The sequence below is a fragment of the Streptomyces sp. 3N207 genome, from assembly GCF_052246355.1.
Taxonomy (GTDB): domain Bacteria; phylum Actinomycetota; class Actinomycetes; order Streptomycetales; family Streptomycetaceae; genus Streptomyces.
In genome coordinates, this window is the sequence record NZ_JBQQBV010000024.1 from 90465 (window position 1) to 115817 (window position 25353).

The 25353-nt window shown below is 69.9% G+C and carries 31 protein-coding genes and 1 pseudogene; 29 read left to right on the forward strand and 3 right to left on the reverse strand.

What is annotated here, in order from left to right; all coding sequences use genetic code 11:
- Window positions 1–65: 65 nt before the first annotated feature.
- From ACTWP9_RS29615 to ACTWP9_RS29640, 6 genes are all read left to right on the forward strand, one after another.
- The gene (locus ACTWP9_RS29615; RefSeq protein WP_443249377.1) at window positions 66–2561 is read left to right on the forward strand and encodes a hypothetical protein; all 2496 of its coding nucleotides are present in this window, start codon (window positions 66–68) and stop codon (window positions 2559–2561) included.
- A gap of 11 nt (window positions 2562–2572) precedes the next feature.
- Window positions 2573–3004 carry a conjugal transfer protein TraB gene (locus ACTWP9_RS29620; protein WP_443249378.1) on the forward strand — a complete coding sequence of 144 codons (432 nt, stop codon included), beginning with the start codon at window positions 2573–2575 and terminating at the stop codon, window positions 3002–3004.
- Between the two features lie 83 nt (window positions 3005–3087).
- A complete protein-coding gene (locus tag ACTWP9_RS29625; protein ID WP_443249379.1) occupies window positions 3088–5376 on the forward strand; it encodes a winged helix-turn-helix domain-containing protein in 2289 nt (762 codons plus the stop codon).
- 54 nt (window positions 5377–5430) lie between these two features.
- A complete protein-coding gene (locus tag ACTWP9_RS29630) occupies window positions 5431–5619 on the forward strand; it encodes a hypothetical protein (protein WP_443249380.1) in 189 nt (62 codons plus the stop codon).
- Between the two features lie 45 nt (window positions 5620–5664).
- Entirely contained in the window at window positions 5665–5868 is a 204-nt protein-coding gene (locus ACTWP9_RS29635; protein WP_443249381.1) for a hypothetical protein, read from the forward strand.
- Window positions 5869–5982: 114 nt separating this feature from the next.
- Window positions 5983–6450 (forward strand): hypothetical protein, encoded by a 468-nt coding sequence (locus ACTWP9_RS29640; RefSeq protein ID WP_443249408.1) that lies wholly within the window; start codon window positions 5983–5985, stop codon window positions 6448–6450.
- A gap of 81 nt (window positions 6451–6531) precedes the next feature.
- On the opposite strand, the gene ACTWP9_RS29645 is transcribed toward ACTWP9_RS29640, so the two are convergent.
- Window positions 6532–6750 carry a hypothetical protein gene (locus tag ACTWP9_RS29645; protein WP_443249382.1) on the reverse strand — a complete coding sequence of 73 codons (219 nt, stop codon included), beginning with the start codon at window positions 6748–6750 and terminating at the stop codon, window positions 6532–6534.
- Window positions 6751–6840: 90 nt separating this feature from the next.
- On the opposite strand from ACTWP9_RS29645, the gene ACTWP9_RS29650 reads away from it, so the two are divergent.
- The 14 genes from ACTWP9_RS29650 to ACTWP9_RS29715 all read left to right on the forward strand — a co-directional run bounded on the left by ACTWP9_RS29650 (window position 6841) and on the right by ACTWP9_RS29715 (window position 15354).
- Window positions 6841–7608, forward strand: a complete 768-nt coding sequence (locus tag ACTWP9_RS29650) for a hypothetical protein (RefSeq protein WP_443249383.1) — start codon at window positions 6841–6843, stop codon at window positions 7606–7608.
- A 266-nt stretch (window positions 7609–7874) separates the two neighbouring features.
- Complete coding sequence (locus tag ACTWP9_RS29655; RefSeq protein ID WP_443249384.1) at window positions 7875–8336, forward strand: RRQRL motif-containing zinc-binding protein; 462 nt, start codon at window positions 7875–7877, stop codon at window positions 8334–8336.
- Between the two features lie 29 nt (window positions 8337–8365).
- Window positions 8366–8986, forward strand: a complete 621-nt coding sequence (locus ACTWP9_RS29660) for a hypothetical protein (RefSeq protein WP_443249385.1) — start codon at window positions 8366–8368, stop codon at window positions 8984–8986.
- Between the two features lie 4 nt (window positions 8987–8990).
- Window positions 8991–9275, forward strand: a complete 285-nt coding sequence (locus ACTWP9_RS29665) for a hypothetical protein (protein ID WP_443249386.1) — start codon at window positions 8991–8993, stop codon at window positions 9273–9275.
- Window positions 9276–9398: 123 nt separating this feature from the next.
- Window positions 9399–9983, forward strand: a complete 585-nt coding sequence (locus tag ACTWP9_RS29670; protein ID WP_443249387.1) for a hypothetical protein — start codon at window positions 9399–9401, stop codon at window positions 9981–9983.
- On the forward strand, window positions 9980–10318 hold the full coding sequence (locus ACTWP9_RS29675) for a hypothetical protein (protein WP_443249388.1): 339 nt from the start codon (window positions 9980–9982) through the stop codon (window positions 10316–10318). The genes ACTWP9_RS29670 and ACTWP9_RS29675 overlap by 4 nt, the downstream gene beginning before the upstream one ends.
- Before the next feature lies 1 nt (window position 10319).
- Window positions 10320–10487: a pRL2-8 gene (locus ACTWP9_RS29680; RefSeq protein ID WP_443249389.1), complete on the forward strand. Its 168-nt coding sequence runs from the start codon at window positions 10320–10322 to the stop codon at window positions 10485–10487.
- 98 nt (window positions 10488–10585) lie between these two features.
- A complete protein-coding gene (locus ACTWP9_RS29685; protein ID WP_443249390.1) occupies window positions 10586–11335 on the forward strand; it encodes a DUF6919 domain-containing protein in 750 nt (249 codons plus the stop codon).
- 121 nt (window positions 11336–11456) lie between these two features.
- Window positions 11457–12437, forward strand: coding sequence for an AAA family ATPase (locus ACTWP9_RS29690; protein WP_443249391.1), 981 nt, complete (start codon window positions 11457–11459; stop codon window positions 12435–12437).
- Between the two features lie 296 nt (window positions 12438–12733).
- Window positions 12734–13420 (forward strand): GGDEF domain-containing protein, encoded by a 687-nt coding sequence (locus tag ACTWP9_RS29695; RefSeq protein ID WP_443249392.1) that lies wholly within the window; start codon window positions 12734–12736, stop codon window positions 13418–13420.
- A complete protein-coding gene (locus ACTWP9_RS29700) occupies window positions 13417–13854 on the forward strand; it encodes a hypothetical protein (protein ID WP_443249393.1) in 438 nt (145 codons plus the stop codon). The genes ACTWP9_RS29695 and ACTWP9_RS29700 overlap by 4 nt, the downstream gene beginning before the upstream one ends.
- 41 nt (window positions 13855–13895) lie before the next feature.
- Complete coding sequence (locus tag ACTWP9_RS29705) at window positions 13896–14057, forward strand: hypothetical protein (RefSeq protein WP_443249394.1); 162 nt, start codon at window positions 13896–13898, stop codon at window positions 14055–14057.
- Window positions 14058–14068: 11 nt separating this feature from the next.
- On the forward strand, window positions 14069–14872 hold the full coding sequence (locus ACTWP9_RS29710; RefSeq protein ID WP_443249395.1) for an Lsr2 family DNA-binding protein: 804 nt from the start codon (window positions 14069–14071) through the stop codon (window positions 14870–14872).
- Window positions 14872–15354 (forward strand): hypothetical protein, encoded by a 483-nt coding sequence (locus ACTWP9_RS29715; protein WP_443249396.1) that lies wholly within the window; start codon window positions 14872–14874, stop codon window positions 15352–15354. Before ACTWP9_RS29710 ends, ACTWP9_RS29715 begins: the two co-directional genes overlap by 1 nt.
- Window positions 15355–15392: 38 nt before the next feature.
- Here ACTWP9_RS29715 and ACTWP9_RS29720 read toward each other — a convergent pair whose 3' ends face one another.
- Window positions 15393–15593, reverse strand: coding sequence for a hypothetical protein (locus tag ACTWP9_RS29720; RefSeq protein WP_443249397.1), 201 nt, complete (start codon window positions 15591–15593; stop codon window positions 15393–15395).
- A gap of 41 nt (window positions 15594–15634) precedes the next feature.
- Between ACTWP9_RS29720 and ACTWP9_RS29725 the strand changes: the two genes are divergently transcribed.
- The 9 genes and pseudogenes from ACTWP9_RS29725 to ACTWP9_RS29765 form a co-directional block, all read left to right on the forward strand.
- Window positions 15635–16300: a histidine phosphatase family protein gene (locus tag ACTWP9_RS29725; RefSeq protein ID WP_443249398.1), complete on the forward strand. Its 666-nt coding sequence runs from the start codon at window positions 15635–15637 to the stop codon at window positions 16298–16300.
- A 14-nt stretch (window positions 16301–16314) separates the two neighbouring features.
- Window positions 16315–17466, forward strand: coding sequence for a hypothetical protein (locus ACTWP9_RS29730; protein ID WP_443249399.1), 1152 nt, complete (start codon window positions 16315–16317; stop codon window positions 17464–17466).
- Window positions 17466–18407, forward strand: a complete 942-nt coding sequence (locus ACTWP9_RS29735) for a phosphotransferase (protein ID WP_443249400.1) — start codon at window positions 17466–17468, stop codon at window positions 18405–18407. The genes ACTWP9_RS29730 and ACTWP9_RS29735 overlap by 1 nt, the downstream gene beginning before the upstream one ends.
- Window positions 18322–19413: a hypothetical protein gene (locus ACTWP9_RS29740; RefSeq protein ID WP_443249401.1), complete on the forward strand. Its 1092-nt coding sequence runs from the start codon at window positions 18322–18324 to the stop codon at window positions 19411–19413. Before ACTWP9_RS29735 ends, ACTWP9_RS29740 begins: the two co-directional genes overlap by 86 nt.
- A 344-nt stretch (window positions 19414–19757) precedes the next feature.
- Entirely contained in the window at window positions 19758–20420 is a 663-nt protein-coding gene (locus ACTWP9_RS29745; RefSeq protein WP_443249402.1) for a ParA family protein, read from the forward strand.
- Window positions 20420–21373: a ParB/RepB/Spo0J family partition protein gene (locus tag ACTWP9_RS29750; RefSeq protein WP_443249403.1), complete on the forward strand. Its 954-nt coding sequence runs from the start codon at window positions 20420–20422 to the stop codon at window positions 21371–21373. The genes ACTWP9_RS29745 and ACTWP9_RS29750 overlap by 1 nt, the downstream gene beginning before the upstream one ends.
- A 156-nt stretch (window positions 21374–21529) precedes the next feature.
- Window positions 21530–21769: a DUF6207 family protein gene (locus tag ACTWP9_RS29755; protein ID WP_443249404.1), complete on the forward strand. Its 240-nt coding sequence runs from the start codon at window positions 21530–21532 to the stop codon at window positions 21767–21769.
- Window positions 21770–21999: 230 nt separating this feature from the next.
- Complete coding sequence (locus ACTWP9_RS29760; RefSeq protein WP_443249409.1) at window positions 22000–22566, forward strand: relaxase domain-containing protein; 567 nt, start codon at window positions 22000–22002, stop codon at window positions 22564–22566.
- A pseudogene (locus ACTWP9_RS29765) lies at window positions 22454–22785 on the forward strand (relaxase domain-containing protein); the annotation flags it as partial. The gene ACTWP9_RS29760 and the pseudogene ACTWP9_RS29765, both read left to right, overlap by 113 nt.
- A gap of 246 nt (window positions 22786–23031) precedes the next feature.
- On the opposite strand, the gene ACTWP9_RS29770 reads toward ACTWP9_RS29765, so the two are convergent.
- Entirely contained in the window at window positions 23032–25131 is a 2100-nt protein-coding gene (locus tag ACTWP9_RS29770; protein WP_443249405.1) for a hypothetical protein, read from the reverse strand.
- Window positions 25132–25353 lie beyond the last annotated feature (222 nt).

A 25353-nucleotide genomic window follows, 5' to 3' on the forward strand; every position in this document is an offset into this window, starting at 1 on the left:
CGTGTCGTGCGCGCGCGAGGGTGCTCTAGGCGGTGACCGTCTGTCAACTCCGAGAGGGAGACGTCATGGCCGACGACGACGGCCCGAACAACTTGATCCACTTCCCCCGCGTGGGCTACACCGCCCTTGCCGAACCCCCCGCGGAGACCCCCGGTCCGGCCCCGGCCGACGTGCCGTTCGCCGCCCCCACCGACGTCTCCCCGGACACCCCCGAAACGTTTGCACCCGCGACGCGAACCGACCCGATGGACGTCATTGCGGCCCTGCCCGAGCCCGGTCTCGGGGCCCCGTACACCGCCCGTTCGGAGCCCGCCGCGGCGCCCGCGACGGCGGGCGCGATGGTCCCGGCGACCTTCCGCTCGGAGAGTGCGCAGCCAGCCGCGCCGCGCCTGGGCGCGCTGTCCTTGGCGGCGATCCTGGCGGTGTCCCTGGCGGCCATGCGCGGAATCCACTCCGCGGTCGCGACGAGCCGGGCCAACCGTCAGCAGCGCGGGGCGGTCGCGAAGGCCGCGAGCACAGGCAAGAACAGCTCCTCCGGGGGCGGTTCGAAGAAGCAGGTGCAGCCCAGCCACGAGTGGGGCCGCAAGTCTCTCCAGCGTGGCCCTGGCGGCCTGTCAGGACGCTCCGGCGGCGCTGGTCCGGGCAGGTCCGGGCGGGGCGGTAGCGGGACGTACAGCGGCTCGGGAGGCCGAGGGCGCAGCGGGGCGACGGCCAAGTCGCCCAGCGGCGCTGGCGCCGGCGGCGGCTCCCGGGGCGGTCGCGGCGGCGGTTCGGGCACCCGGCCCGGCCGCTCCAACACCGGCGCCGGCGGCGGCAAGGGCGGCTTGGGGATCACCCCGCTCAAGCGCAGCTCGCAGGGTGGCGGCCACAGCCTCAAGAAGAACCGCGGCCCCGGCAGCGGCGGCGGGTCCGGCTCCTCCGGCGGCGGCTCCACCACGAACCGAAAGCGCGGTCCCGGCAGCACCGGGGCCGGCGGTTCGTCCGGCGGTCCGGGTAAGAAGCGCGGACCGGGCGCCGGGACGGGGACCGGCAAGACGACGGGCCCCGGCACCAAGAGCCCCGGCAAGGGCACGGGCGGGAAGACCACGCCCGGCGCGACCAGCTCGAAGGGCCCCGGCACCGGCAAGGGATCAGGCACCGGTCCGAAGAGCGGCACGAAGAAGTCGCCGCGCGGCACGACCGGCCTGTCCGGGATCCTGCGCAAGAAGCCCGGCACCACCACCTCCGGCACCGGCCCCAAGACGAAGCCGAAGGGCAAGGGAAGCAGCGGCGCGGGCACCACGGCGCCCGGCAGCAAGCGCGGCGGCGGGAAGAAGGGCAAGACCCGCTCCGGCAAGGGCGGGACGATCCCGTCCCCGGTGCCCACGGCGCCGGGCGGGAAGTCCCGCAAGGGCAAGAAGGTCAAGCTCACGCCGGGGATCATGCACGGCACGTTCGCGGCGGCGGACAAGTACGGCTGCCGCTGCCGCAAGTGCCGGCGCTTCCAGAAGGAGTACGACCGCAAGGTCCTCGGGGCGATGAAGTCCGCCGCCCGCGGCCGGACCACTTTCGGCGAGGCGGTGCACGAGGCCCTTGAGGAGCGGTTCAAGCGCCGCCGCAAGAAGATGGGCCCGCCGGTCGTCACGAAGGTCAAGGCAAGGAAGCCGAAGAAGAAGACCGGCCCGAAGACCAAGACCACCAAGCCCGCCGGTCCTGCCGCGAAGGCGCCGACCGGTCCGGCCGCGGCGGCCCCGACCCGCCGCACGCCGTGGTCCACGGTCAAGGCGCGGGCCCGCAAGCGTGCCCGGATGCGCATCATCACGGTCCCGGGCCCCCGCCCGGCGCCGTCGGCCGGCACGACCACACCGCCCCCGCCGCCGGGTCCGCCCGGTGCTCCGGCTGCTGTGCCGGGCCCGGCCGCGGTCGCCGGGGCTACCACTGCCCCGGTCCCGCCGGGCGGCGGCACGGTGCCGGGCACCGGCGAGCCGCGCTTGTCGCCGTTCGAGGCGATGGGCATGGCGACGGCGGTGTCCGCTCCGGCCGGTCCGATCATGGTCGAACGGGTCGACTCCCCCAGGGTCGGCCCGGCGACGCCCGGCGCGGGTCTGCCCATCGGCACCTCGAGTACGAAGGAGAACAGCGTGAGTGACGCCTGGCTGACGAAGTGGGGCAGCGGCAGCGTCGCGGAGATGGACGCGCAGCACGAGACCGAGGTCACCCTCGACGACAGCCTCGATCTCCTGGAGGAGCTCACCGAGCAGTCGTTCAAGGCGCACGAGACCTGCCTCAAGCTCTCCGCGAAGGCGCGGGAGATCCGGCACGCCCTGGACGAGCTGGCCGCCGACCTGCGCTCGACGCACAACGTCATCGGCCGCCTGACCGGCGCCGCGATGGCCAAGCTGGCGGAGTCCATGGAGGTCCTGGCCCGCAAGGCCGACGAGATGTCCACGAAGTCGCTGGTGGCGGCGGAACTCTCCGAGACAGCGGAGAACGCGATGTTCGACGCCTACCGGCCCCTCCAGCAGGCCACCGAGGACGCGGGCCTGGTGGTGCCTGCCGCCCGTATTCACAACGAGAACTGAGAGGGGATCACGTGAGCGACAACCTCCCCGCCATCCCGGGCACGAACAACGGTGGCGCCAGCAGCGGCAACGGCTTCCTCGCCCTGGCCGGCCGGACCGCCAAGCTCGCGGCTTCCGCCCTCTTCCTCAAGGAGGGCATGCACCTGCTCCGCTCGCACATGCAGGCCAACGCCAACGCGGCCATGCGCCTGTCGGAGATGTGCGACGCGGCCGAAGTCGAGCCCCAGTTCACCGCCATGATCATGGACGCCTCCACCGCCCTCACCGGGGTGGCGGAGGCGTCCGGGGAGATGGTGAACGCCGCCGACTCCGTCGACACCGACGCCCGCGGCTTCAACTCCGCGCACGACCGGGAGTACCGCCCCGGCTACGAAGCCTCCAACGGCTCCGGCGTGAAGCAGGCCAAGCCGGGCTTCTACCGGCGCACGGGCCGCCGCCGCTGAGACCACTCCACCCCCGTCGCAGCAGGGGCCGCACCCACACGGGTGCGGCCCCTGCTGTTGTCCGCCCCTGAATGGAGGCAGTGTTGAGCACCATCGACCAGGCGGCGCCGGCCGCCGACACCCCCAAGAGCGTCCCGGGTCACGTCATCTACCGGCGCGTCCTGGCCGAACGCACCTCCTACACCCTCGCGGCGGCCGGGATGGCCGTCGGCCCGCAACTGGACGACAGCGCCTGGTCCTACCTCGCCTCCGGCGGCATCGGACTGGGCACGCTCGCCTGGCTGTACGCGAAGACGAAGAACCCCGACCAGAGCCTGGGTGTTCTGACCCGGGCACAGCGCGCGATCCCGTTCCTGACCGCCGCCGGCACCTACGTGGCGAACCTGATCACCCCCGGCTTCAACTGGTGGGAGGTCGTCGCCCCGGCCGCGTGGGCGTCCCTGATGGGATGGATGGCGCCGCTCACCCGCAGCGCAGGGCTGGTCCTGGAGCTCACCGAGCAGCAGGGCGCCGATCCCGGGAAGCCGCTGACCTACACCGAGTTCCTCGCCGTGAAGTGGGCGCAGGCCACCGGCGACGGCACCCGCCTGGTGTCCATCACCCCGTTCCGCGCAGACCGGCCCGACTTCGAGGCCGTCGTCGTCGCCCAGGCCGGGAAGGCGGTCCCCGCCTTCACCGAGGTACAGCTGGCCGCCGCGTTCGACTTCCCGGTCGGCACCGTGAAGATGCGCCCGATCCAGGGCTCCGGACCGGGCCGGATGCGGGTGGTCGCCCGCCCCACCACCGAGGACACCGAGCGCACCGCCGAAGGGCTGCGCGGCCTGTGGGAAACGGCGGTCGCCGCTCCCGGCGGCGCCGCCCCCGGCGTCGACCTGATCGACCACCGGGCCGAACCGCACCGCATCGTCCTCCTGGTCGCCTCCCCTCCGGGAAAGGAGATCCGGCTGCCACACACGGCGATCTGCTCCGCCTTCGGCATCGACGACCCGTCACGGCTGGTCATCGAGACCGACGGCATCCGGCAGGGCGTCGTCTCCGTCTACAAGACGAACCCGCTGATGAAGGTCCGCAAGGCCACCGTCGACGACCTGAAGATGGACGAAAAGGGCCGCATCACCATCGGCATCTGCCACGACGGCAAGCCTGCCCGGATGCGGCTGTGGGACCCCGGACAGGGCGCGCTGCGCGGTATCACCGCCGGCGTCACCGGCGCGGGCAAGTCCGTCCTGCAGAACCTGATCCTCGCCGCAGAGAAGAGGAGCGGCGTCGTCTCCTGGGTCGGCGACGTCCAGGGCGGCATGTCCCTCCCCGAGGCGGAGGGCCGCGTCGACTGGTTCGCCAAGGGCCCGGTGGAGACGCTGCTCATGCTCTCCGTCGCGCACGCGGTCATGAAGTACCGCGAGCGGATCAGCAACGAGATGAAGCGCGGCGACTTCGCCCTCGGCAGGCCGTGGCCGCTCATCAACATCACGCTGGACGAGATCAACCGCCTGCTGTCCCACCCGGACGAAGCGATGCGGAAGGCCGCCGCCCACCTCATCGCCGACATCCAGAAGACCGGCCGCAAAGTCGGCATCGGCATCCGGCTCGCCGTCCAGTCCCTGCACCTCAAGGACCTGGGCGACGACGACGCAATCCGCCAGCAGGGCAAGGTCGGTGCGCTGTTCCTCATGCGCACCGCCTCCTCCTCCACCAAGGAGATGGGCCTGGACGGCATCGCCCCGGCCGGTTTCCAGATTGAGAACATCCCCGCCCGGATCTACGAGAACGGACAGATCCAGGCGCTGTTCTCCGGCGAGGACGACGAGGACGGCGAGTCCACCGCGGGCATGGCATACATGTTCCTCGACGGGCGGGCGAAGTTCATGCGCACCTTCTTCGCGGAGAAGGTCGACGGCGTCTACCCCGACCTGATCGCCCTGTACGGCGAGGACCCGCCCAACGGTCTGACCGAGGGCGAGGCCAAGGCCGCGCAGGCCGCGGCCGCGCTCTACGGCGTCCGGCACACCAACCCGTACGCCGACTGCGACACCCTCGCCCAGGCGTTCGCCGACGCACCCGGCAGCACCCCGGCGGCCGGCACCCCGGCCCCGGACGGCGACAGCGACGGCGACAGTGGCGAAGCCCCTGTCCCGTTCGCGGGGCCGTACGCCGACATCCCGTTCGGCCTCGCCAACGATCCCGGTGAGGAGCCCGGCCTCCAAGACCAGATCCTCGACCTGCTCGCCGACGGGCCCAAGAGCCTCAAGGAGCTGCGCGAGGCCCTGCCCGGCTTCCAGCCCTCCAGCGTCAGCAACGCCTGCTCGCAGCTCAAGGCGAAAGGCCTGGCCAAGACGGTCAAGCGCGGCATCTGGCAGCGCGCCGACAGCTGACCCGCACCCATCCACCCATCCACTCACCACGCTCACCGAAGGAAACCGATACCCGTGGCCCTGTCGATCTCCCTGGTCCTGCTACTCGGCATCATCGTCGTCATCCTCGTGCGCACCGGCTACCAGCGGATCCTGCCGGGCATCGCCGTCCTGCTGTTCGGCTTCTTTCTCGCCAACACCGGCGTCGCCCCCACGATCACCGGCGCCGTCTCCTCCGTCGCCGGATGGATCGGCTCCCTGTAACCCACCCTCGACCCCGTCCCGCCGAACGAGAAGGAGAACACGACGATGACCCACCTCCCCCTGGCCCTGGTGGTCGACGACGCCGCCGACGTCCTGGCGGACAGCCCCGAGGCCCGCACCCTGGTGAACGAACTGCTGCTCACCGGCCGCCGCAACGGCGTCGGGGTCCGCTGCGAGTCGCGCCGGCCGCTGCCGCACTGGCAGCCCCCGACGCTCAACGCGCTCGAGAACGCCGCCGACCAGCAGTAGCCCCGCCTCGCTCCCCGCTCCCTGCGCCCTCCCCGCCCCACAGCGGGGAGGGCGCTCCCGTATCTGCCACGAACGGAGACCACCGTGGACTTCCACCCCACCGCCAGCCGCCCGATGTCCAACTCCGAGGCCGCCGCCGAAGCCAAGCGGATCATCGAAGCGAACTTCCGACCCGAGACGCCGGTGTGCCAGTTCCCGACGTCGTTCCGCGACGACTCCCCCGTGCCCGCATACGGCGACACCCCGCCCGTCCCGCAGGACGACAAGCGGATCGTGCCCGCCTGGGCGGCCGGGATCGCCGTCGCCTCCATCGGCGTCGGCGCCGGCATCACCGGCATCGGCTGCGGCGCCTGGCTCGTGCTCCAGGGCCTGGCCTCCGTCACGCTCTACAGCGTGCTGATGGTGACCCTCCCGTTCGCGGGAGTTGCCATGGTCGCCACCGCGATCGGCGGCGCGATCAACAAAGCCCGCAACGCCGTCACCACGAACGTGTACGAGGGCCCCGTCGTCCAGAGCACGCAGATCAACAACACCAGCAACCAGCGCGGGATGTTCTCCCGCACCCGCAACGACGTCCGCTGACCCCGGGCGCCCTGCCTCGTATCCGACACCTCACCCGCGGGCCATGGCTTCGGGTGCGGGACAGGCCGTCCAGCCTCGCGGTCACTCGTAGTCGATCCAGACCCGGCCCTCGTCGTCGACCTCGGCACCCCGGATCTGCCCGTCCACGATCGCGCCGTTGATGACCACCTCGACGTCGTACTCCACGTCGATCCACAGCACACCATCGTCGTCCGTGAACGCGGGCCAGATCTGCCCGTCCGTGTCCACGACCTGATCGAAGACGACTTCCTCCGGCTCATCGCGGGTGAACCACCCCATCGCAGCCGCCTCCCCTTCTCTCCGGGCCGCTCACAGCTTGGCCCTCTCACACGCTCCGTGAACACCGCATCGACAACAAGGAGTTGCCCCGTGCAGTCCAACGACAACACCGTCCAGGACCGCCAGGAACTCGCCTACCTCCCCATGCCCGTCCCGAAGGCCCCGCCCAAGGAGCCGCGGTTCGCCGCGCTGCGCACCTGGTGGAAGGAGGCGTGGGAAGAGGACGGCGTCCTGAACACAATGTGGGAGGACATCCTCAACGCCCCCGACGACGGCTTCCGGTACATGGCCCCCTGGCTGCGCACCGTCCTCGCGGTCGCCGGGCTCTCCTGCGTCGTGCTGATGGCCAGGGCCGCCAGCGAAGTCATCCTCCAGGCACTGCACCAGCTGCTCACCGCCGTGCCCAAGGTGCAGGTCGGCGTCGACACCTCCAGCGGCGTGGCCGCCGTCGTCGACCAGCCAGTGCGCACGTACATCGCACAGCACGCCGCCGGCCTGCCCGTCGCGGCCTCCACCGTCTACACGCTGTGGCTGCTCACCGGCATCGTCGGCCTGGTCCTCGGCTTCCTGTCACGGAACAACGGCGTGCGCGCGCTGTGGGCCGGGCACGGCGCGGCCACGGTGGGGATGGTCTGGACGGCCACCCCGGATACCAGCCGCCCCGTCGCCGCCGCGCTGACCGTCCTCACCTGGACTTTCCTGTCTGCGTTCGCGATGCGCGGCCTGACCCTGCGCCACCGGGTCGTCGTAGGTCGCCCGGCGAAGGTCACCGTCCGGCCCGAGATCCACGTCCCGGTTCCGGTCCCGACCGCGCCCGCCGACAACCACCCGCACAACGGCTGCCCCTTCCGGGACTGACTTCCGGTCGTTCCGCCTGGTCCTCGCCCATCCCGCTCGCGGGTGGGCGAGGGCTGGACAGGCCGACCGGCCACCTCGCACCGCGCTCCGCCGACACCAGCACGACGTCGGCGGGGCGCGGTGCTTGCTGTCCACCGACATCTGGAGGAACCGCTCGTGCTCATCCCCTGCCCGCGCCGCCGGATCGGCCGACCCCGCCGCCCGCAGCGCCACCTCCCCCGCAACCCGCACCGCCCTCAGCAGCTGCCCGGCGCCTGGAGCAAGTGATGGCCCGCCCCCGGAAGAAGCGCCGACGCGAGATGAAACGGGCGCCGCGCAGCGACGCGCTGCTGCCCGAGTACGACCGGCGCACCTGTCCCGAGAGCCTGGTCACCCGGCGGCAGTTACGCGAGCGCGGACTGAGCCCCGGCGGACACGGCCCGGTCGCGGTGCTGCGCTGCAAGGGCTGCTCCTACCGCCCCGACCATGCATGCATCCACCCCACCCGGGCCTGGCTCTACAGCGTGGAACTCGCCCGGCCGAAGCGGACCCCGACGCTCGCGCAGGAACGGGCGCTCGACCGGGCGATGGCCGCGAGGTCCACATGCCCACGGTGCAAGCGCCGGTACTACTTCTGCCTCCCGCTGCGCACCCAGGGCTGCTGCGACCCCTGCGACAAGAGCTACGAGCCCAGCCCCGACACCTACATGGCATCCACGGCCCCAGTGGTCCACCGGCTGGCCGCCTGATCAACGCCCCTTTCGGAAGGAAACGACACATGGCACTGAAACTGTTCGCAAACCGGGCCGACTTCATCAGGCAGACGGTGCTCCAACTCGCGCAGAGCGACCCGGACCTCTTCGGCCGCTCCGACGTGCCGGACCCGAAGACGTGGACGCCGCCAGGCACGATCGTCGTCCAGCGCTACCGCAACATCGTCGGCCCGGAGGAGGGCGCGGTCGTCCTCGTCTACACCGCCGACAGCAACCAGCGCAGCGCGTACTTCGCCACCGCGTGCCTCGGCTGCACCTACCGCGCCGCCAGCACCGACCGCCACTCGCGGCTGACGGAGAAGGAGGCCGCCGACCTCGCCAACGCCCACGCGGCCGCCTGCCGGGCGATGAACGGCGGCGTCCCGGCCGCCCCGGACGACATCGAGGCCACCCGACTGGTCCGCGACCGGCTCCGGCGACTGCGCCCTCGCGGCACCACCAGCCCCCACTACGTCCACCTCACCGACTTCCATGCGGACCGCGTCGACCTCCAGCGCGACGACGCCTTCCTCAAGCAGACGATGAACCAGCTCACCCGCAGCGAGCCGCACTTCCTCACGTCGCAGCCCAACTCCGGCGGCACCGGCACCCAGTTCCTGGTCCAGCCGCATCCGCCCCGGAAGTGACCCGGTGCGCGCCCGCACCGCCGTGCCCCTGGCGGCCGTCGCCCCGGCCGTCGTCGGCGCAGTCGCCCTCGCGCTCAAGGCCGGCCGCTGGCGGCTGTACGCCGACCGGCACCGCATCGAGCTGACGCCCCGACCCCGCCGCGCCTGCCCCGACTGTCGGGGCGCGGGCGGCTGGCGGGTCGGCGGCGCGAACCCGGAGATGGAGGCGTGCGGCTGCTGGGCGATGCGGCGCGAGCTCCGCATCGGGCTCCTGCCGCTGCCCGCGACCGCCGACGAACCGCCGTTCTGAACGACTGCCGCCCCCGGCCACGCAGGCCGGGGGGCGGAGCCCACGCACGGGTCGGCCGCAGCATCGGCATGAGGCCGACCGCCCCGCTCCCCTTCACCCGTATCGAGATCAGGAGAACCCAGCATGCCCCGTCTGCCCCTCACCACCGAGCGCCTGGCCCTCTTCGGCACCCTGCTGGCGACCTTCGGCGAACTGCATCCTGCCTGCGATCACTGGGTCCAGGGCAGCAAGACGGCTTCCCGGAAGCGGCTGTACGGCGAAGACCTGGTCCACGCCGACGGCTCCCCCGCCACGCCGGACTCCAGCCGCCCGACCATGACCACCAGCACCCTCGGTCGCCGCGCGGTGGCCTGCCACGTCGCGTCCTACACCGCTGTACAGCTCGGGGCGACCATCGCGATCACCCGCGCTTTCGGCTACCGCGTCACGCCCACCGCGCTGCTCGCTGGCGCGGCCATCAATGCGTCGACGCACGCCGCGATCGACCGCGGCGCCATTCTGCTTTGGCTGGCGAAGAAGACCGGCAAGACCGGCTACATCGAGCACTGCAAGGCCGCTCGCGTCGACGACGACGGCAAGGCCACCTCCGAGCTCACCGGGCCGGGCACCGCATGGATGGAGCTGGACGCCGCCCTGCACCGCGCCATCGGCATCGGCGCCGCCGCCGTCACCACCTGGCTCACCACCCGCCCCGGCGCCCGCCGGTGAGCCGCACCCGCCTGGAACGCGTCCGCGCAGCGGTCGGCATCGCTTCCCTGGCCCTCCAGCAGATCGAGGACGACCTCAGCGCCGTCGACGTCGACCAGGAGGAGCTCGCCGCGATCCTGCGCGAGCTCGTTGAGGACACCGATCCGCCTGGCGGCTTCATCCCGGCCCTGGCGCAGCTGGTCACCGTCGCCGCGCGCCGGACGGAGCAGATCGAGCCCGACCGCGACGGCGACGCTTCCTGTCCGCTGCACGAAGCTGCCGCCCTGATCACCGACAACGCCGGGGAGCGCCTGATCTGGGCTGCCCGCGCCCTTCATCCGCAGGGGGATATCTGAGATGGCGAGCGCGAAGGCAATGAACCCGCCCCGGGGGCAGTGCAAGCAGTGCTGGTACCACGCGTACGCCAGCCGTGAGGCGCATGCCGGGCTCGGTCCGCGTGAGGACTGCCCGGGGTGCGTGGACCACATGGTCAACGGCCACCCCGATCACATGATCGTCCGCTGACGCCGGCCGCGCGAAGCCACTGCCCTGCTCACCGACAACGCCGGGCCCCGCCTGCTCTGGGCTGCCCGCTCCCTGGCCCCTGAAGGAGAACACACCCCATGAAGCTGCCGTGGATGTCCCGGCGAGCACGCCGCACATGGCGCACCGTCCTCGCCCTCCAGGACCTCGGGGCGGTGATGGCGTTGTGGCTGGAGTGCGAACTGGACTCCCGCCCCGGCTACCAGCCCCGTTACGGCCCTGACGAGGAGACCCGCAACCTGCTCCCCGTTCTGACCGCCGCCTGCCGCGCGGGGTATGTGACCACCGACTCACAACCTGGCTGCCATCAGGTCGATCCGGACGGCACCGTGTGGAGGCAACGCGCCACCGTGCAAGGCTGGGTCGAAGACGAAGTCCTTCTCGGCCGGCTGGTGCGCGCTGCCCGCGCTGCCGGACTGCACGCCACCGTCCACGCCCCCGCCACCGCGCCCGGCCCCAAAGCCGTTCCGGTCACCACCCGCAACGACGAGGTCATGACGGCGTTCGGCGGCCCCCTCAGCCGCCGTGACATCTCGGGCATGTGGCGCGAGCTGAACCGGCAGGCCCTGAAGGCGGTCCTCGCGGCGCCGCGGCTCACGTTGGTGGATCCCTGCTGGGGTCCCAGCAACTGCCTGTGGGAGACCTTGGCAGACGCCGTTGCCTACGGAGGAGAGAACGGGCGCTGCATCGGCTGCGGCTGTACCGACAAGCGGGCCTGCCTGGGCGGCTGCTGGTGGGTGTCGCGCGGAGTGCACGATCTGTGCAGCTCCTGCGCGCCCGACACGCGAATGCCGGACCACTACGTCGTGGACGACGAGACATCAGCGTGAGTGCGTGGCCTCACTTCAGAGATCCCACATCCTCCAACGCTCCTGTGTGGCCCCGGCCAACCGGCCGGGGCCACATGTGCTTTCCCGCCTCTGCCCTCCACCCGCAAGGAGAAGAACGTTCATGAAGCGCACCCCGCTCGGTCCCATGCAGCCGCTCGACACGACCATCCCGGACCCGTCGCTGATCGTCCTGATCGGTGCGGCCGGGAGCGGCAAGTCGACCTGGGCCAGCACCTGGCCCCACACACAGGTCCTCGAACTCGACCATTTCCGGGCGCTCGTCTCGGACGAGGCCGGGGACCAGGACGCCACCGCCGACGCGGTCGCTGCCCTGCACACCGTGCTGGAGGCTCGCCTCGCTCGGAATAAGACGACCGTCATCGACGCGACGAACACCGAGGCCCGAGTGCGCACCAGCCTGGTACAGGCAGCGTGGCGCCACGACGTGCCCGCCGTCGCGTTCCTGGTCCCCACCCCGGCTGACGTGTGCGTCGCCCGGCAGGCCGACCGGACCCCGGACCGTGCTGTCCCCGAGAACGTCGTGCGCGCCCAGCACGCCGAAGCCGTGGCCTCTTTCCCGAACTTGCGCTCTGAGGGCTTCGCACACGTGGTCTTCGCCGACAACATCCACCGCCTGGAGCCGCTGCTGCGCCGCGCCAGCGACACCCGCCGCGCCGAGCTCGGCTGGGACGGCGGCGACGGCCTGGGCGACCTGCTCCTGGTGCGCCGCTTCTTCGGCTCCGAAGTGCTGCCGCTGTGGCGGTGGAAGGACGGCTCGAACGTCGTCGGCGGCGACCGCGTCGCGGAGATCCGACTCGGTCAGCAGTACCTCACCCTCGCCCTGCGCACCGACGTCGACGGCGAAGGCGACACCGGGTTCGACGTGATGGTGCCGTGCCCGCACGACGACGAATGCACCGGTTACGCCTGGGTGCCCGCCTACAGCGTCACCTGCCTGTTCCGCGCGCTGAACGGCGACCTGGACAACGACGAGGACATCGTCTGCACCGTCCACGGGCCGAACAACGGCGACGACCAGGACGACGACCCCGGCGGCCGCGCCGACCTCGAGATGCAGGCCCTCGAAGCGATCTACGGCTGACGGACCTCCGTGCTGCCCCGACCCTCGCCACTGCGCCGGGCCGGGGCAGTCGTGGTGGTCCCTCACCACCGCGATCACGAGAGGAGACGGACGCATGACCCAGCCCCCGTACCACGAGGTCGACGTCCCCATACGGAGCAACGAGACGCCCGGCCTCTGGAGGAGCCCGTACAGCTGGCTCAACTCCAAGCCCTTCGAGATGTAGCTCTGCCCCGGGACAGCCGCTCTGCTTGACCGGCTTCGACGACTGTCCCGGGTCCACCCATCCCGTACGAGACGAGACGGAGAACTCAAGTATGTCCTCCCTTCTGCGCTTTCAGGCCCGGATCGGACAGCGCACCCTCTTACTGACCACCGCCGCTCTCCCACTGACCGGCTGGACCGTCCACGCTCTGACGCTCCACAGGCGCCTGGCTGACGCCCGCCGCGATCAGCTCTCCGGTCTGCCCGGCCGCCCCGAGCTCATCGCCCACGGCGAGCGGCTCCTGCGCACCCGGCACCGTGACGCTCTGCACGTCCTGATGCTGGACGGGGTCGGCTTCAAAGCTGTCAATGACACCTACGGACACGCCGCGGGCGACGCCGTCATCCAGACCATCGGCCGACGCCTCGCCCACTGGAGCGCGAGCCGTCAGGCACTCGCGGCCCGGCTGGGCGGCGACGAGTTCGCCGTCTCCGTCGTGCTCCCTCCGGCGACCGCGCTCGCGGAGATCGCCGAACTGCGCGAGCAGCTGCAACAGCCCCTCCAGCACGAGCAGCACACGCTGCGCCTGGACGTCTCCTTCGGTATCGCCCGTTCCGTCGACCTGCCCGGCGAGACGACCCGCACGATTCTGCGCGGCGCGGACGCCGCCATGTACAAGGTCAAGAAGGGGCGGGAGACGTTCCCGTACCTCGCGACGCGGGCCGACGCGTACACGGACACCGTCAACGGCCGCCGCGCCGGCCGCCGTGGTGCCGCGCTGCTGGAGCGTGCCGCATGAGCAACGAACTCGAAGGCGGCGACTGGATCCGCGGCATCACGATCCGCCAGCCCTGGGTCACCTGCATCCTTGCCGGGAAGCGCACGGAGAACCGCCCGGCCAACTGGCCCTGGCGAGGCTGGATTCTCTTGCACGCCGGAAAGCAGCTGGACCGCCCGGTGCTGCGCGACCCGCTGGTCGCCACCGCGATCCGCGGCCGCGAACTCCACCTCGGTGCCGTCATCGGCGTCGCCAGGCTCACCGGCTGCCACCTCGACCGGGGGCCCGAGCACTGCACCAGCCCCTGGGCGCAGCGCGACGCGCACCACCTGGTCCTCGCCGACGTCCACGAGCTGCCCCTGCCGGTGCCCGCCACGGGCGCGCTCCCGGCCTGGAAGCCGAAGCAGGACCTCGTGGACCAGGTCCTCCAGCAGCTGTCCCACCTGCGGCCGTGACCCGCAAGAGCAGCCTGACCCCCTCCACCAGGAGGCCCCTCATGAGCAGCACCGACCACGCTCTCGCCTACCCCGAGCCGCCCGCATCCCCGCTGTGGCACCGCCACGGCGGGAAGTCCCGGCCGCTCACCGACGCACAGCGCCAGCGCAACCGCGAGCTCCTGGTCCTCGCGCAGCGCAAGCCCCGCGCCACCGCCGCGTAGAGGAGCCGACCGTGTTCACCGACATGAAGGAAGCCCTCGAAGCCGAGGCGCTCGAGCTCACCCCGATCGGCGGCGACCAGAGCGCTGCCGCCTCCCGGGTCGTCGCTCGCCAGGCCCGGGACAAGGACGACCTCGCCGACCTGCTGGGCGCACTCGGACTGCCCTGCGGCGAAGACGACCTCGTCACCCTGCTCCCCCACCTCACCGCCATCCCGATCTCCGGAGACACAATGCCCACCAACGCCTTCACCGCCACCGCCGCCTCCATGCTCAACAACGGCGACAGCCCCGACCACGTCCGCGACACTCTCGGACTGTCGGAGAACGAACTGGCTGAAGCCCTCCAGCACGCCTCCGCTGCGGGCACCGACACCCCGCAGGCCACCGCCCCCGCCTCCGGCGACCTGGCGGACAGGGACGGGATCGAGGCCCTACTCTCCTGGGCGAAAGACCACCCGGCCGCGGCGATCCGCAACAAGGCCGCCCGCATCCGCAGCAACCTCTCCGAGCTGACCGCGCGGCGCGCCGCTGACGACGCCCAGCGCGAGGCCGCAGAGCGCGTCGCCCAGCTCAAGGCGGAGCTTGAGCAGGCACAGGAGCAGCTGCGCGCGGTGAAGTCCGGCGGCCGTACGACCGCGCCCGCCGCGGTCCCCGCCCCGGCCACACCCAGGCGCAGCAAGGAGCAGCTGGCGGCGATCCGGACGTGGGCGCGCGCCAACGGCTACCAGGTCGCCGACGCCGGGGTCATCCGCAAGACCGTGGTGAAGGCGTACGACGCCGCCCACCGCACCACCGACCTGGCGAAGGCGAGCTGATGAACTCCCACACGCGCCTCGCTATCGATGGCTTCGTCGACGCGATCCCGTCCCCCGGCACCAGCTGGGGGACCGCCCGCTTCGCCCTGATCCACTCCCCCGCCGACGCGGACAGCGACGCCCCCGACACCGTCTACGCCTCCAGCACCGCCGACCCACGCATCGCCGACCTCCTCCTGAACGAGATACAGCCCGGCGACCTGCTGCGGGTCACCGGCATCGTCGTCCAGCCCGAGGACCCCGACGCCCCGGCCCGCTTCACCGTCGACGCCCTGGAAGTCCTGGAAGCCGCCCCGGCCGCCGTGCTGTACGACCTCGTGCTCGAACGCTGGGGCCAGTACGTGGCGGTGTTCGACGCCGACCGCGACGCCGTGCCCATCTTCACCGACCACGGCAGGTGGGTCGGCGAAGCCGCCAGCCCCGACGCGATCAGTGACCTGATCGACGTCTTCGAAGGCCGCGGCCCCACGGCCAGCGCGTGAGGAGACGTCTTGCCCATCCGGCCCGAGAACATCGCCCGCTACCCGGAGAACTGGCCCGAGACAGCGCCAGGATCCGCTTCGAGCGGGCAGGCGGCCGCTGTGAGTGCTCCGGCCAGTGCGGCCTTGAGCACCCCGGCGGCCGTTGCCCCGCCCTCCACGAGCACATCCACCCGGACACCGGCTCCGAGGTGCTCCTGACCACCGCCCACCTCACGCCCCGTGCGGGGACGCACCCGCACGGCCGCGCTTCACCAACTCCCGCTCCCTGAACCCGAAGAGGATGACGATGCTCTTCCTTGCTCGTCACGCCGAATCGATTGAGAACGCCACCAAGTACACCGGCTTCTACGAGAACCCCCGCCCGTGGACCGGGCCGGCCGCGCATGCCCTGTCCCGGGACGTCGTCGGCCTGACTCCCCGCGGCTTCCGCCAGTGCCTGTGGCTGCGGCAGGCGCTGGCGGATCTGGCCGGACCCGAACCCGTGGTCCGCACCTCGCAGTACCGCCGCGCCACCGACACCGCCGAGCTCGCTCTGCCCGGCCTGCCCTACGAGGTGACCGCGCTCCTCAACGAGCAGCACTACGGCGCAGCCACCTACATGACCAAACAAGAGCTGTACGCCACCTACCCCGAGGGGTCGGAGGACCGGCAGACCCGCAAGCATCTGTGGACGCCCCCCGGCGCCGATGGAGAGTCCCTCGCGGGCGGCGTCCTGCGGCGGGCCACGGCGTTCGTCGACAGCCTACACACCGCGTCGGCGGCGGATGTTGTGGCGGTCACACACCACACCGCGATCCTCGCGCTGCGCTCGGTCCTGGAGCGCCGGCCGGTGACCGAACTGGTCGACGAGGCCCGGGAGCACACGACGCCTAACGCCGCCGTTCTGGTCTACGAACAGGCCGACGGCCTGTTCCACGCCCGCGACACCATCCAACCGGACTGCTGAGGAGCCCCTTCGCCGTGAACGTCCTGTACCTCAACGGGCCTGTGCAGAACGGCCACTTCACCTTCGCCGAACGGCCGGGCAAAGCGGCCGGCATCCGCGCGGCCGACGCGCTCAACACCCTCCTCGAGGCCGGGCCGGCCCCGCACCTGTGGAACACCGCCACTCTGGCCGGAGACCTGCGCCACCGCGACGCCCCCGACCGGGACACCATCGGCCGACAGGAGCGGGAGGAGCGCGCGATCGCCGCGAAGTACGTACCGGGCGCGGCTCCGGCCGGTGGCGTCCTCATGGACACCGCGCCCGTCGTGTCCGCCCTCGCCCTGGAGATGACCGAACGCCTCCTGCAGGACGGCGTCCTGACCCTCACGCCCGTCGCGGTCCGTCTCTGCACCCGCTGCGGCCACATGACCGGCACCGTGCCCCGCGCCTGCCGCGCGTGCGGGCACCCCGGCTCGCATCCGCACACCAGGCGGCTACTGGTCTGGGACCGGCCCCCCGGCACACCGGTGCTCGCACGTGACGACGTCCACGCCTACCGGGCCAAGCCACCTGGTCATCTGCTGTCCATCGCCCGGAACGTCCCGGAGCGGCTGATCCTGTCCCGCACCCGCGACCACGGCATCAGCCTCGCGCCGCTCGGGCTCGACGGCCTGGTCCTGGACCCGCGGGCCGGCGTGCACATCGCCGTACTGGCAGCCGCTGCCCAACACGGCGCCCGGCGGCCGGTGATGACGCTCACCGAGAACGCCGCGGCGAACGTCGCCGCCTACGGAGCCCCGTTCCGCCAGCACAACGGAACGCGGCTGCGGTACGCGCTGCACGGACGCATCCCGTACGACGACACCACCGCCCTGCAGCGGCTATGCGAGGTGCACCGCGTCAGCCCGGCCCAACGGGACCTGTTCCTCGCCTGGTTCCTGCCCCTGTGCTCCCTGCACATCCGGACGGGCATCACTGCGGCCCAGCTCCCGGCCCTGCTGAAATTCTGGCGCCGCGCCCACCTGACCCGGCCGGACACACCCGGGAGTGACGACCTCGCCGAACTGCGGCGCCACGTCGCGGCGGGTGATATGCGCTGGGTCATGGACGTCCGGACCCTGTCCCACGCCATCCCCGAGCACCCCGCAACCCACGGCTTCACCAAGGAGCCGGAAGGAGCGACCTGATGAACGACAACAACTGGCGGTTCGTCAAGAAGCGGACCGCCGCCGACGGCGCCGTGTACGTGTCCGCCGACGGAACGCGCTACCGACGCACCGGCGGAGCCGAGCTCCAAGCCGAAGCCGCCTTCCAACGCCGGGTCGCGGATCTGGACTACCCGGTTCCGCGTGTGCTGGAGGAGGGCGTCACCGACGACGGCCACTGCTACGTTGTGGAGGAGTCGCTGGGCGACCAGACCCTGCACGACCGGGCGGTGGCGTCGCTGAACGGTGGCCGCGCCCTGGCCGACGACGTCACCGACACTGCCGCCCAGGTCGCTGCCCAGCTGTTGCGCGCCCAGGCCGCCCACGCTGTCGAGCCCCCGCCCGGCGCGCTGCGGCAGTGGCTGGACCGTGCCGGGTTCACCCGGAGCGTCTTCCAGGAGAACCCCGACCTGGACAACCCCCGGACCCGAGCCGCGCTCGATCACGCGCTGGACCGCCTTGCCACGGTTCCGCTGGTGCACGGCCACCTTGACTACGGCCTGCCCAACGTCCTTCCGGCCGGGGTCATCGACTGGCAGCACCACGGCCTGGTCCCTCTCGGGTACGACGTCCTCCCGGCCCTGGAGATCATCGCCTTCAAGGGCGGCAACAAGGGCTACACCGCCAGCCCCGGCCAGCGGCACCGCTACCTCGCCGCGCTGGACGACGCGAGTCTGAAGGCAACCGGACAGCAAGTCAGCCAGAACCTGGGCGCATACCTGCTCGTCAAGGCCCTGTTCTTCCTCGCCCTGATGCGGCCCACCGACCCCTCCCGTACGGACAAGCACCTGAAGTGGCAGTACCGCCGTCACCTCTTCACAGAAGGACTTGAGCAGTATGAGCGCACCGGGACGGTCGATACCGCCCTCTTCCCCGGCCTCGAAGAGTTCTCCGCTGGGCACAGCGCTGGCGACCATCCGTGACCGCGACTACCTCCTGGACCGCGCCGGGATGATCTTCAAAGTCATCGGCGATGTCCATCCCGGCACGCACTTCCTGGGGTACGTGAAGTACTACCCGGACGCCCGCGGCGACCGGGTGCTGTTCGGCCGGACCTACCGGCAGAACAGCGTCGTGTCCAAAGCGTTCGGGCTCCTCGCCGACCGGCCCGAGTGCTACATCTACTCCCCCGCCGTGGGCTGCGTCATCACCGGCGTGCCCCGCGAGGACATCGTCACCCACTACTCCTGCCGCCAGACCCTCACCGCACTGCACCAGGCCCCCGGCCTCCTGGACACAACGGCAGTCAGCGAGGACTTGCTCGCCATCATCGACTGGATCGTCGCGGCCGGCGCCGCGGACGTCATCGGCGTGACCGGGTCCTTTCTGGTCGGTGCCTGCAACGCCCGCTCCGACATCGACCTGGTCTGCTACGGACCCCGCGGCTACGAGGCGGCACAGGCCCTGTTTGCCGAACGCGCCCTCATCCGCCCGTACGAGGGCGAGACCCTGACCCGGCTGTATGTGCGGCGCGCCAAGTACATGGTGGGAGGGAGCTTCGATGCGCTCATGCGGCAGGAAGCCCGCAAGCTGCAGGGCCTGACAGCCGGTGCGGGTGCGCACATCAATTGTGAGCCGTTGAGGGCCGACGGTGACAAGACGTTCGCCGGGGTGGTGGCCAAAGAGGTAGGGGCTATCTCCGTCCTTGCCCGGATCACGGATCACTCCGAGGGTCTGGTTACGCCGGCGCTCTACGGGATCGAGGTGGACACGGTCACGGAGTCCACGGTCGACGAGCCGTCCGTGTTCGCCCGCCGGATCACCCACCTTCGCAGCTACCTCGGTGCGTACACCGGAGCGTTCCGCACCGGCGACGTCGTCTACGTGTCCGGCCGGTTGGTCCACATCCAAGGAGCACACAGCGGCTTCGGCATCGAGCTGACCCCGTGGTCGGCAGCCGAGTCCTTTCTCGCCAGCCTGACCACCTGACGCACGCAGAGGCCCCTGCCACCTCGGTGACCGCCGCCGGCCTCCCCGAACCCGACCACGGAGGCGCGATCTGGGCGGCCTGACAGGCGCACGGCTGAGCACAGCGAAGGCCCGTACTTCCCGCAAAGCGCTTGTTCGCCGGGAGTGCGGGCCTTCTTCTGTTTCTGTGGTCGGCCAAGGAAGCGGTCGTCGGTGAGGGTTGAGAGGGGTGCGAAGCGGCGGCGGAACTTTACGGCCGTCAAGTTCAAGGCGTCTACCCGCGAGGTGTCACAGCGGCACCGTGGCCATCTGCAAAGATGTTCCTGCCCGAAGTACCGGAACCTACGGGAAGCAAACGGAGCATCATGACTTCAAGCGTGTACGTCGTCTCCATGGACCCACAGGCCTCAACGGTCTGGTGGGCCAACAGGATCACGCACCTTCCATTCGACTTCTCCCAAGAGCACGAGACGCCCGAGAACCTCGCTGCTCTGGGAGAGCTGGACGCGCGAGTCCACGTCATCGCGAACCAGAAGGGTGGAGTTGGGAAGACGACCACCACCCTGAACCTCGGAGCCGTCGTTGCGGCGGTACTAGACGGCCGTGACCAAGGCGTCGAACACGTCTTCATCGACACCCCTGGCAGCCTCCAAGACGAGAACCTGCTTCTGGAGGCGCTCAAGTACGCCCACGACGTCATCGTTCCCATGCCGCCGGAAGCCCTGGCATTCGACCCGACCGCCCGCACTATCACGCAGGTCATCGAGCCAACGGGGCTCCCCTTCCGCGTTGCCATAAACAACTGGGACCCCAGGGACGGCCATACCGACCTGAGTGAGACCAGGGAGTACATCGAGGCCCAAGGCTGGCCCAGCACCAAGAGCGTCATCCGCCGCTACAAGGTCCACACTCGCGCAGCAGCCGAAGGACAGGTCGTCACCCAATACGCGAAGAACCGGGTCGCGATGGAAGCACGCGAGGACTTCTTCCGCCTCGCCCTTGAGCTCGGGTACGGAGGCCGATCCTGATGGCCGGCCGACGCACCAGCCTGGCCTCCCTCGCCGGAGGAAAGGTCGAAGACGTCCCCGGGCGGGGAGACGCCACGCTCGTCAATCTCCCGCTCGGCAAAGTCGTGCGCACAGCCCTCAACAAGCGCCTCGACTTCGGAACCCCGGAAGAACTCACTGAACTCGGCCAGAGCATGCGGCGCCAGCAGCTCCAGCCCATCGTCGTTGTCTCACGCGTCTCCTACCTGCGCTGCTTCCCCGAACAAGCAGAGCACGTGGGGGAGGCCACCTACGTTCTGGTCAACGGAGAGCGCCGCCTCCGCGCAGCCCGCCAGGTCAACCTGGCCACGATCGAAGCGGTCATCCGCGAAGAGGTGGCCGCCGACCGCAAGACTTTCCTGGACGCCGTCGCCACCGAGAACCTTGACCGGAAGAACCTCGACCCCATCGAGGAGGCACTCACGGTCGAGACCATGGTCGCGGAATTCGGCAGTGCCCGTGCCGTCGCAGAACACCGCGGCAAACATGAAACCTGGGTCTCCCAACGCCGCTCCCTGCTACGTCTCTCCCCTGCCATGCAGCGGCTCGTGCGGGAGAAGGCGATGCCCGTGGAGAAGGCGCGGAAGCTGGCCAAGGCCATCAAGGACAGCAATCTCGACGAGGACCAGCAAGCTCAGTGGTGGCGCGATGAGCAAGCAGCCCTCCAGGTCAAAGCGCAACCCACCGGTCAGCCCCCCGCTCAGCGGAAGCCGGGCCAGAAGAACTTGACGGCCGTAAAGTCCCAAACGACTTCCAAGGCGGGCAACAGCACGCCGCCCCCTGGCCGGACCCGTCCTGGACCAGCCGAAGCGGTGCAGGCCCTCATGGAAGCAACAGGGAACGACCCGGGGCAGCTCGCGGACGTCCTTGCTCAGCACCTCCCTGAAGAGATCCTGTGGGAGATGTTCCGAGTCCTCCAGGCCTGGCAGAAGTAACCCTCTGCCGGGAGAGGCACGCCCCGTCGTGCCTCTCCCGGCAGAGGCTGGCATCCGCGTATCCATGCCTGGCTCGGATGTCCGGGGTGAGGGAGAGCGCTCGTTCGAGGGAAGAGAGCGGGTCGCCCGAACCGTTGGTCTGGCCCGACCGTCGGGGTGAGTGTGAAGCCGATCAGGGAAGCACACGTAGCGGAGCCCGGGCTGGCGGTCGTGGAGATCGCAGCCGCGGACGAGTCGACAGCGTTTGCCGTTCAGGAGGCGCTGGCGGCCCGATGGGCGACTGCCCTCGCGGACCGTACAACCAGAGAACCGGGGCAGCCGGGCGTACGGCTGCGCACCTATCTGGACCTCCGGCAGCCCTCAGACCCAGGAGACGGACCGGCGCAGACGGCGTGACAGCCAGAGTGGCCTATGGCGCAGATTTGCATGGCCTCACCGATAGGGGGCGGCGAGAGCGAAATGCGGTGCCGCCTGGCGGGTGCGACGTCGCTGCTGGCGCCCGCCACGCGGGACCGGCCGTGAAGTTCCAATGAACTCTCCCGCACACAGGATCGCGCTTTTTTGGCAGGTCAGAGCTAGTGTCCTCTGTGGGGATGCTCAGCGTCGCGAAGGTTCAGCCCGGCAGCATGTGGCGGTACTACCTGCGGGGTGTGGCAGTGGGCGACGGTGTCCGTCCGGCCCGCAAGCCGCTGGTGGATGCCCAGGAGGAAGCCGGCCTCCCGCCCGGGGTGTGGATGGGGCGCGGCCTGCCCGCGGTCAGGCTCACCGCAGGCGCGGTGGTGACGGAGCGACAGGCTGAGCTGCTGTTCGGGCAGGGCCGGCACCCAGACGCCGACGGCATCAAATGCGAGCGCCTGGACGACGGCGACGCCCCAGAGACGGCACGGCTGGCTACCGTTCTTGGGCAGCCGGTCGAAGAGATCGAGAAGCGGAAGCAGATCCCGCTGCTCGCGCTCGACTTCGTGTTCCGGCCGCAGGCGAGCCTGACCGTGCTGTGGGCGCTGGGAGACGAGAGGACCTGGGGCCATCGAGCGTGCGCACGAGCGGGCCATCGCCACCGTGCTGCGCTGGCTGGAAGACGAAGTCGCGGAGACTCGGTGGTCCTCCGGCCGGAAGCGTGCAAAGGTGCCGGCTTTGGTCGTCGCGGCGTTCCGGCACTTCGACAACCGGGACGGCTTCCCCCTACTCCATGACCATTGCCTGATCTTGAATCGAGTGCAGCGCCTGGACGACAGCGGAAAGCCTGTGTGGGGCGTCCTCGACACGCGGCGCCTGATCAGCACGTCGTGGCGGCCGGGACGCTCTACGCCCTGACGATGACGACCCAGGTGTGTGAGGAGCTGGGGCTGGCGACGGTGCTCCGTGAGGTGACGCCGGGCCTGCTCCCGGTTATGGAAATAGCCGGTGTCGACACCAAGCTGATCGACTGGACCTCCACCCGCCGCCAGCAGATCGAGCAGGCCCTGGAGGGCATCACCGACCAGTATGTGAAGGGTGACGGGCGGCTGCCCGGTGATGGGCGATGCCTGCTCAACAGTGGTGACGGGACGCCTCGACAGCCGGTCAGGCTTGGTCTCACTTCCACTGTGCATCCCTGGTCGAACGGTTTCGAAGGCGAGCTGGCGTTGGCCGCCATGACCCACAAGGCTCCAGCCCGTCTACTCAGTCCTCGAAGTGCTGCTGGATGGGTGGCGTGCCCAAAACTCTCGGGAGAAGAGGCGTTGGGCGTACCTGGTCTGTGCAGTGTTCAACGCCCTCTTGAAAGTTGGGTCAGCGGCATCGGCGCGAGCGGAAAGCCTCGCTGCTCTTGTTGAAGGACCTCGTGCTGCCCCGCTCGAACGGCCGGACGTCTCCTCCAAGAGCTGCTGAGTGAGGATCACTTGGTACGAAACAGGCTGTTGATCCACAACCGCCTTTTCGATAGCGGTGCAAATCGCATCGAAGCGGGGCTCCATCGGGTGGTCCAGCCTGTAGAGCTGCTTATACAGAGCAACGATGCCTGCGGGCTCGTGACCGCCTACATACGAAGTGAGGACAAGGCGCAGTTGAGCAGTCAGCGATGCACTGTTGAGGGCGAGAAGCACCACGGCGACTTCAGAAGCTGACCTGGACAGCGCAAGGTCGGACAACCACGACGGGCTGGCGTAAGGAGAGTTGACCCCGCAGAGAATCTCCAGCAGCCGTCCTGAGAAACCGGTTGGCCGCCGCCCAGTCGCACAGTAGAAGACCACTTCGCTCAGCTTGGCCAACCCGCTTCTCACAAGTTCACCGATGACCGCGGCGATGCTCTCTGGACTTCCTACGAGAGCCGCAGTCTCCAGGAGAGCCTCCGCGTCCAGCGAGCTACTCTCCAGGCACTCGATGAAAGCCCTCGTTGAGCATCTGGAAGAGCACAGCGTACGCAGCAAGGCTGTGGTGGCCTCACCATAGTTCTCCCTGGAATGCAGGTCGTGGACGATGAGAGCCAAGTCGGCGACGTCGCGCGTCGCGAGCGCATGCTGCAGCAGCGCGTCCGCTTCACAGAGACGACCGGTAGCTCTCAAGCCATGGAGCACCCCAAGAAGAACCCACACATCGCGTTTGCCTGCTTGGCGCAACACGCTGCTGCTTTCGGAGCGGAGCTCACGTGCAGACAAAGCGTCGGCCAGGGCAGCCACATCGTGAGCAGGGCGCTGGGTGCCCGCCGTGCTCACCAACTGCAGCGCACTGCGCTCCCTTCCGGCGTGCCGCAACGACAGGCTCAGGTCGACGAGTTCTTGTACAGGACGCTGTACAGCCGCAGGCGTCAAAGCTGCCTCTGCTACAGCCGACATCTCCCCTGGGAGCCAGGTAACAAGAGCCACCACGTCAGCCACGGGCCGTACCACGGCCACCGCTCCGAGCAGGCTCGTGGCGTGCTCCGTGAGGGCGCAATGGTGCAGCAGGCTGGCCAAGTGAGCCAGATCCCGGGTCTGATAGAGCTCCACCGCAGAGCGAAGAGTCGTCACCACACAGGTGTCCAGCCCGAGGCGGTGCAGCTCTGCCGTCAGCCTTCCTATGTCTTCCACCGACCGTGCCATCAGCAGCGTCGGCAGGGTCGTCTGTGCGTGAGTATGTAGGCCAGCTGCCTGTAGCGCCTCCAGGAGAGCTGCCACCTCGACGATATTGCGCGTACGGCTGACCGAGGTCACCAATTCGCTGGCCATTGCCCGCTGAGTGCGCAGTTCCAAGTCGCCGACAACGGAGACGAGTTCCGGAACAGAGGCTGTCTGGTCGGCGGCTTCCAGCGCTTCGAGAAGCGATGACGCCTTGAGACTGCCCTGAGCTGTTTCCGCCAGAGCCTCAAGCTGAGCCTCCAACCGATGGCACTCCTCCTCGGCTGCGATCAGCTCTGCCCGAGTGACTGCCAGCGACTCCTTCAGATATATGACCTGCTGATTGAGATCTACGCAGTCAGTCCCAAGCTGCTTGTACTCCGCCTGCCACTGCGCAAGCTCAGCCTGGTGCACCAGATGCTGCTCGTCGAACTGCCGCTCCAGCTGGCGGCTACGGTTCCAGGCGTCTTGCAGCTTCCCCTCGCGGTCGTGCAAGGCTTCTTCGAGTGCTCGTTGCCGAGTCTTGATCCTGCGTGTTTCTTCGTCTGCTGCCTCCAGTTTGTCCTGGAGGGCCTGCACTTCACCGCAGTGCTGGTTGCTTGCCGCCGCCGCCCGATGCTGTTCTCGCAGATGAGCTTCGGCTTCCGGTGTCAGCGGCCCAACGCTTTCTGCAACGTCGCCCATCAGGGTCGCAACGAAGTTCCAAGGCGGCACTCGCTCATTCAGATAGCGGCTGACCGTGCTCGGGTCCAGGTGCCTACGAGTCGCGTACCGGCGGACACTGACATTTAGCTTTGGCGTTGGCCCTTCGGGATCTTCGGGGGCTGCGTAGGGTGCGTCGGGTCCGGTTCCTCCGGCACGGCTGGATCACTGACCGAAGCGTCTGCTTGCGGGCGACTTCTCAAC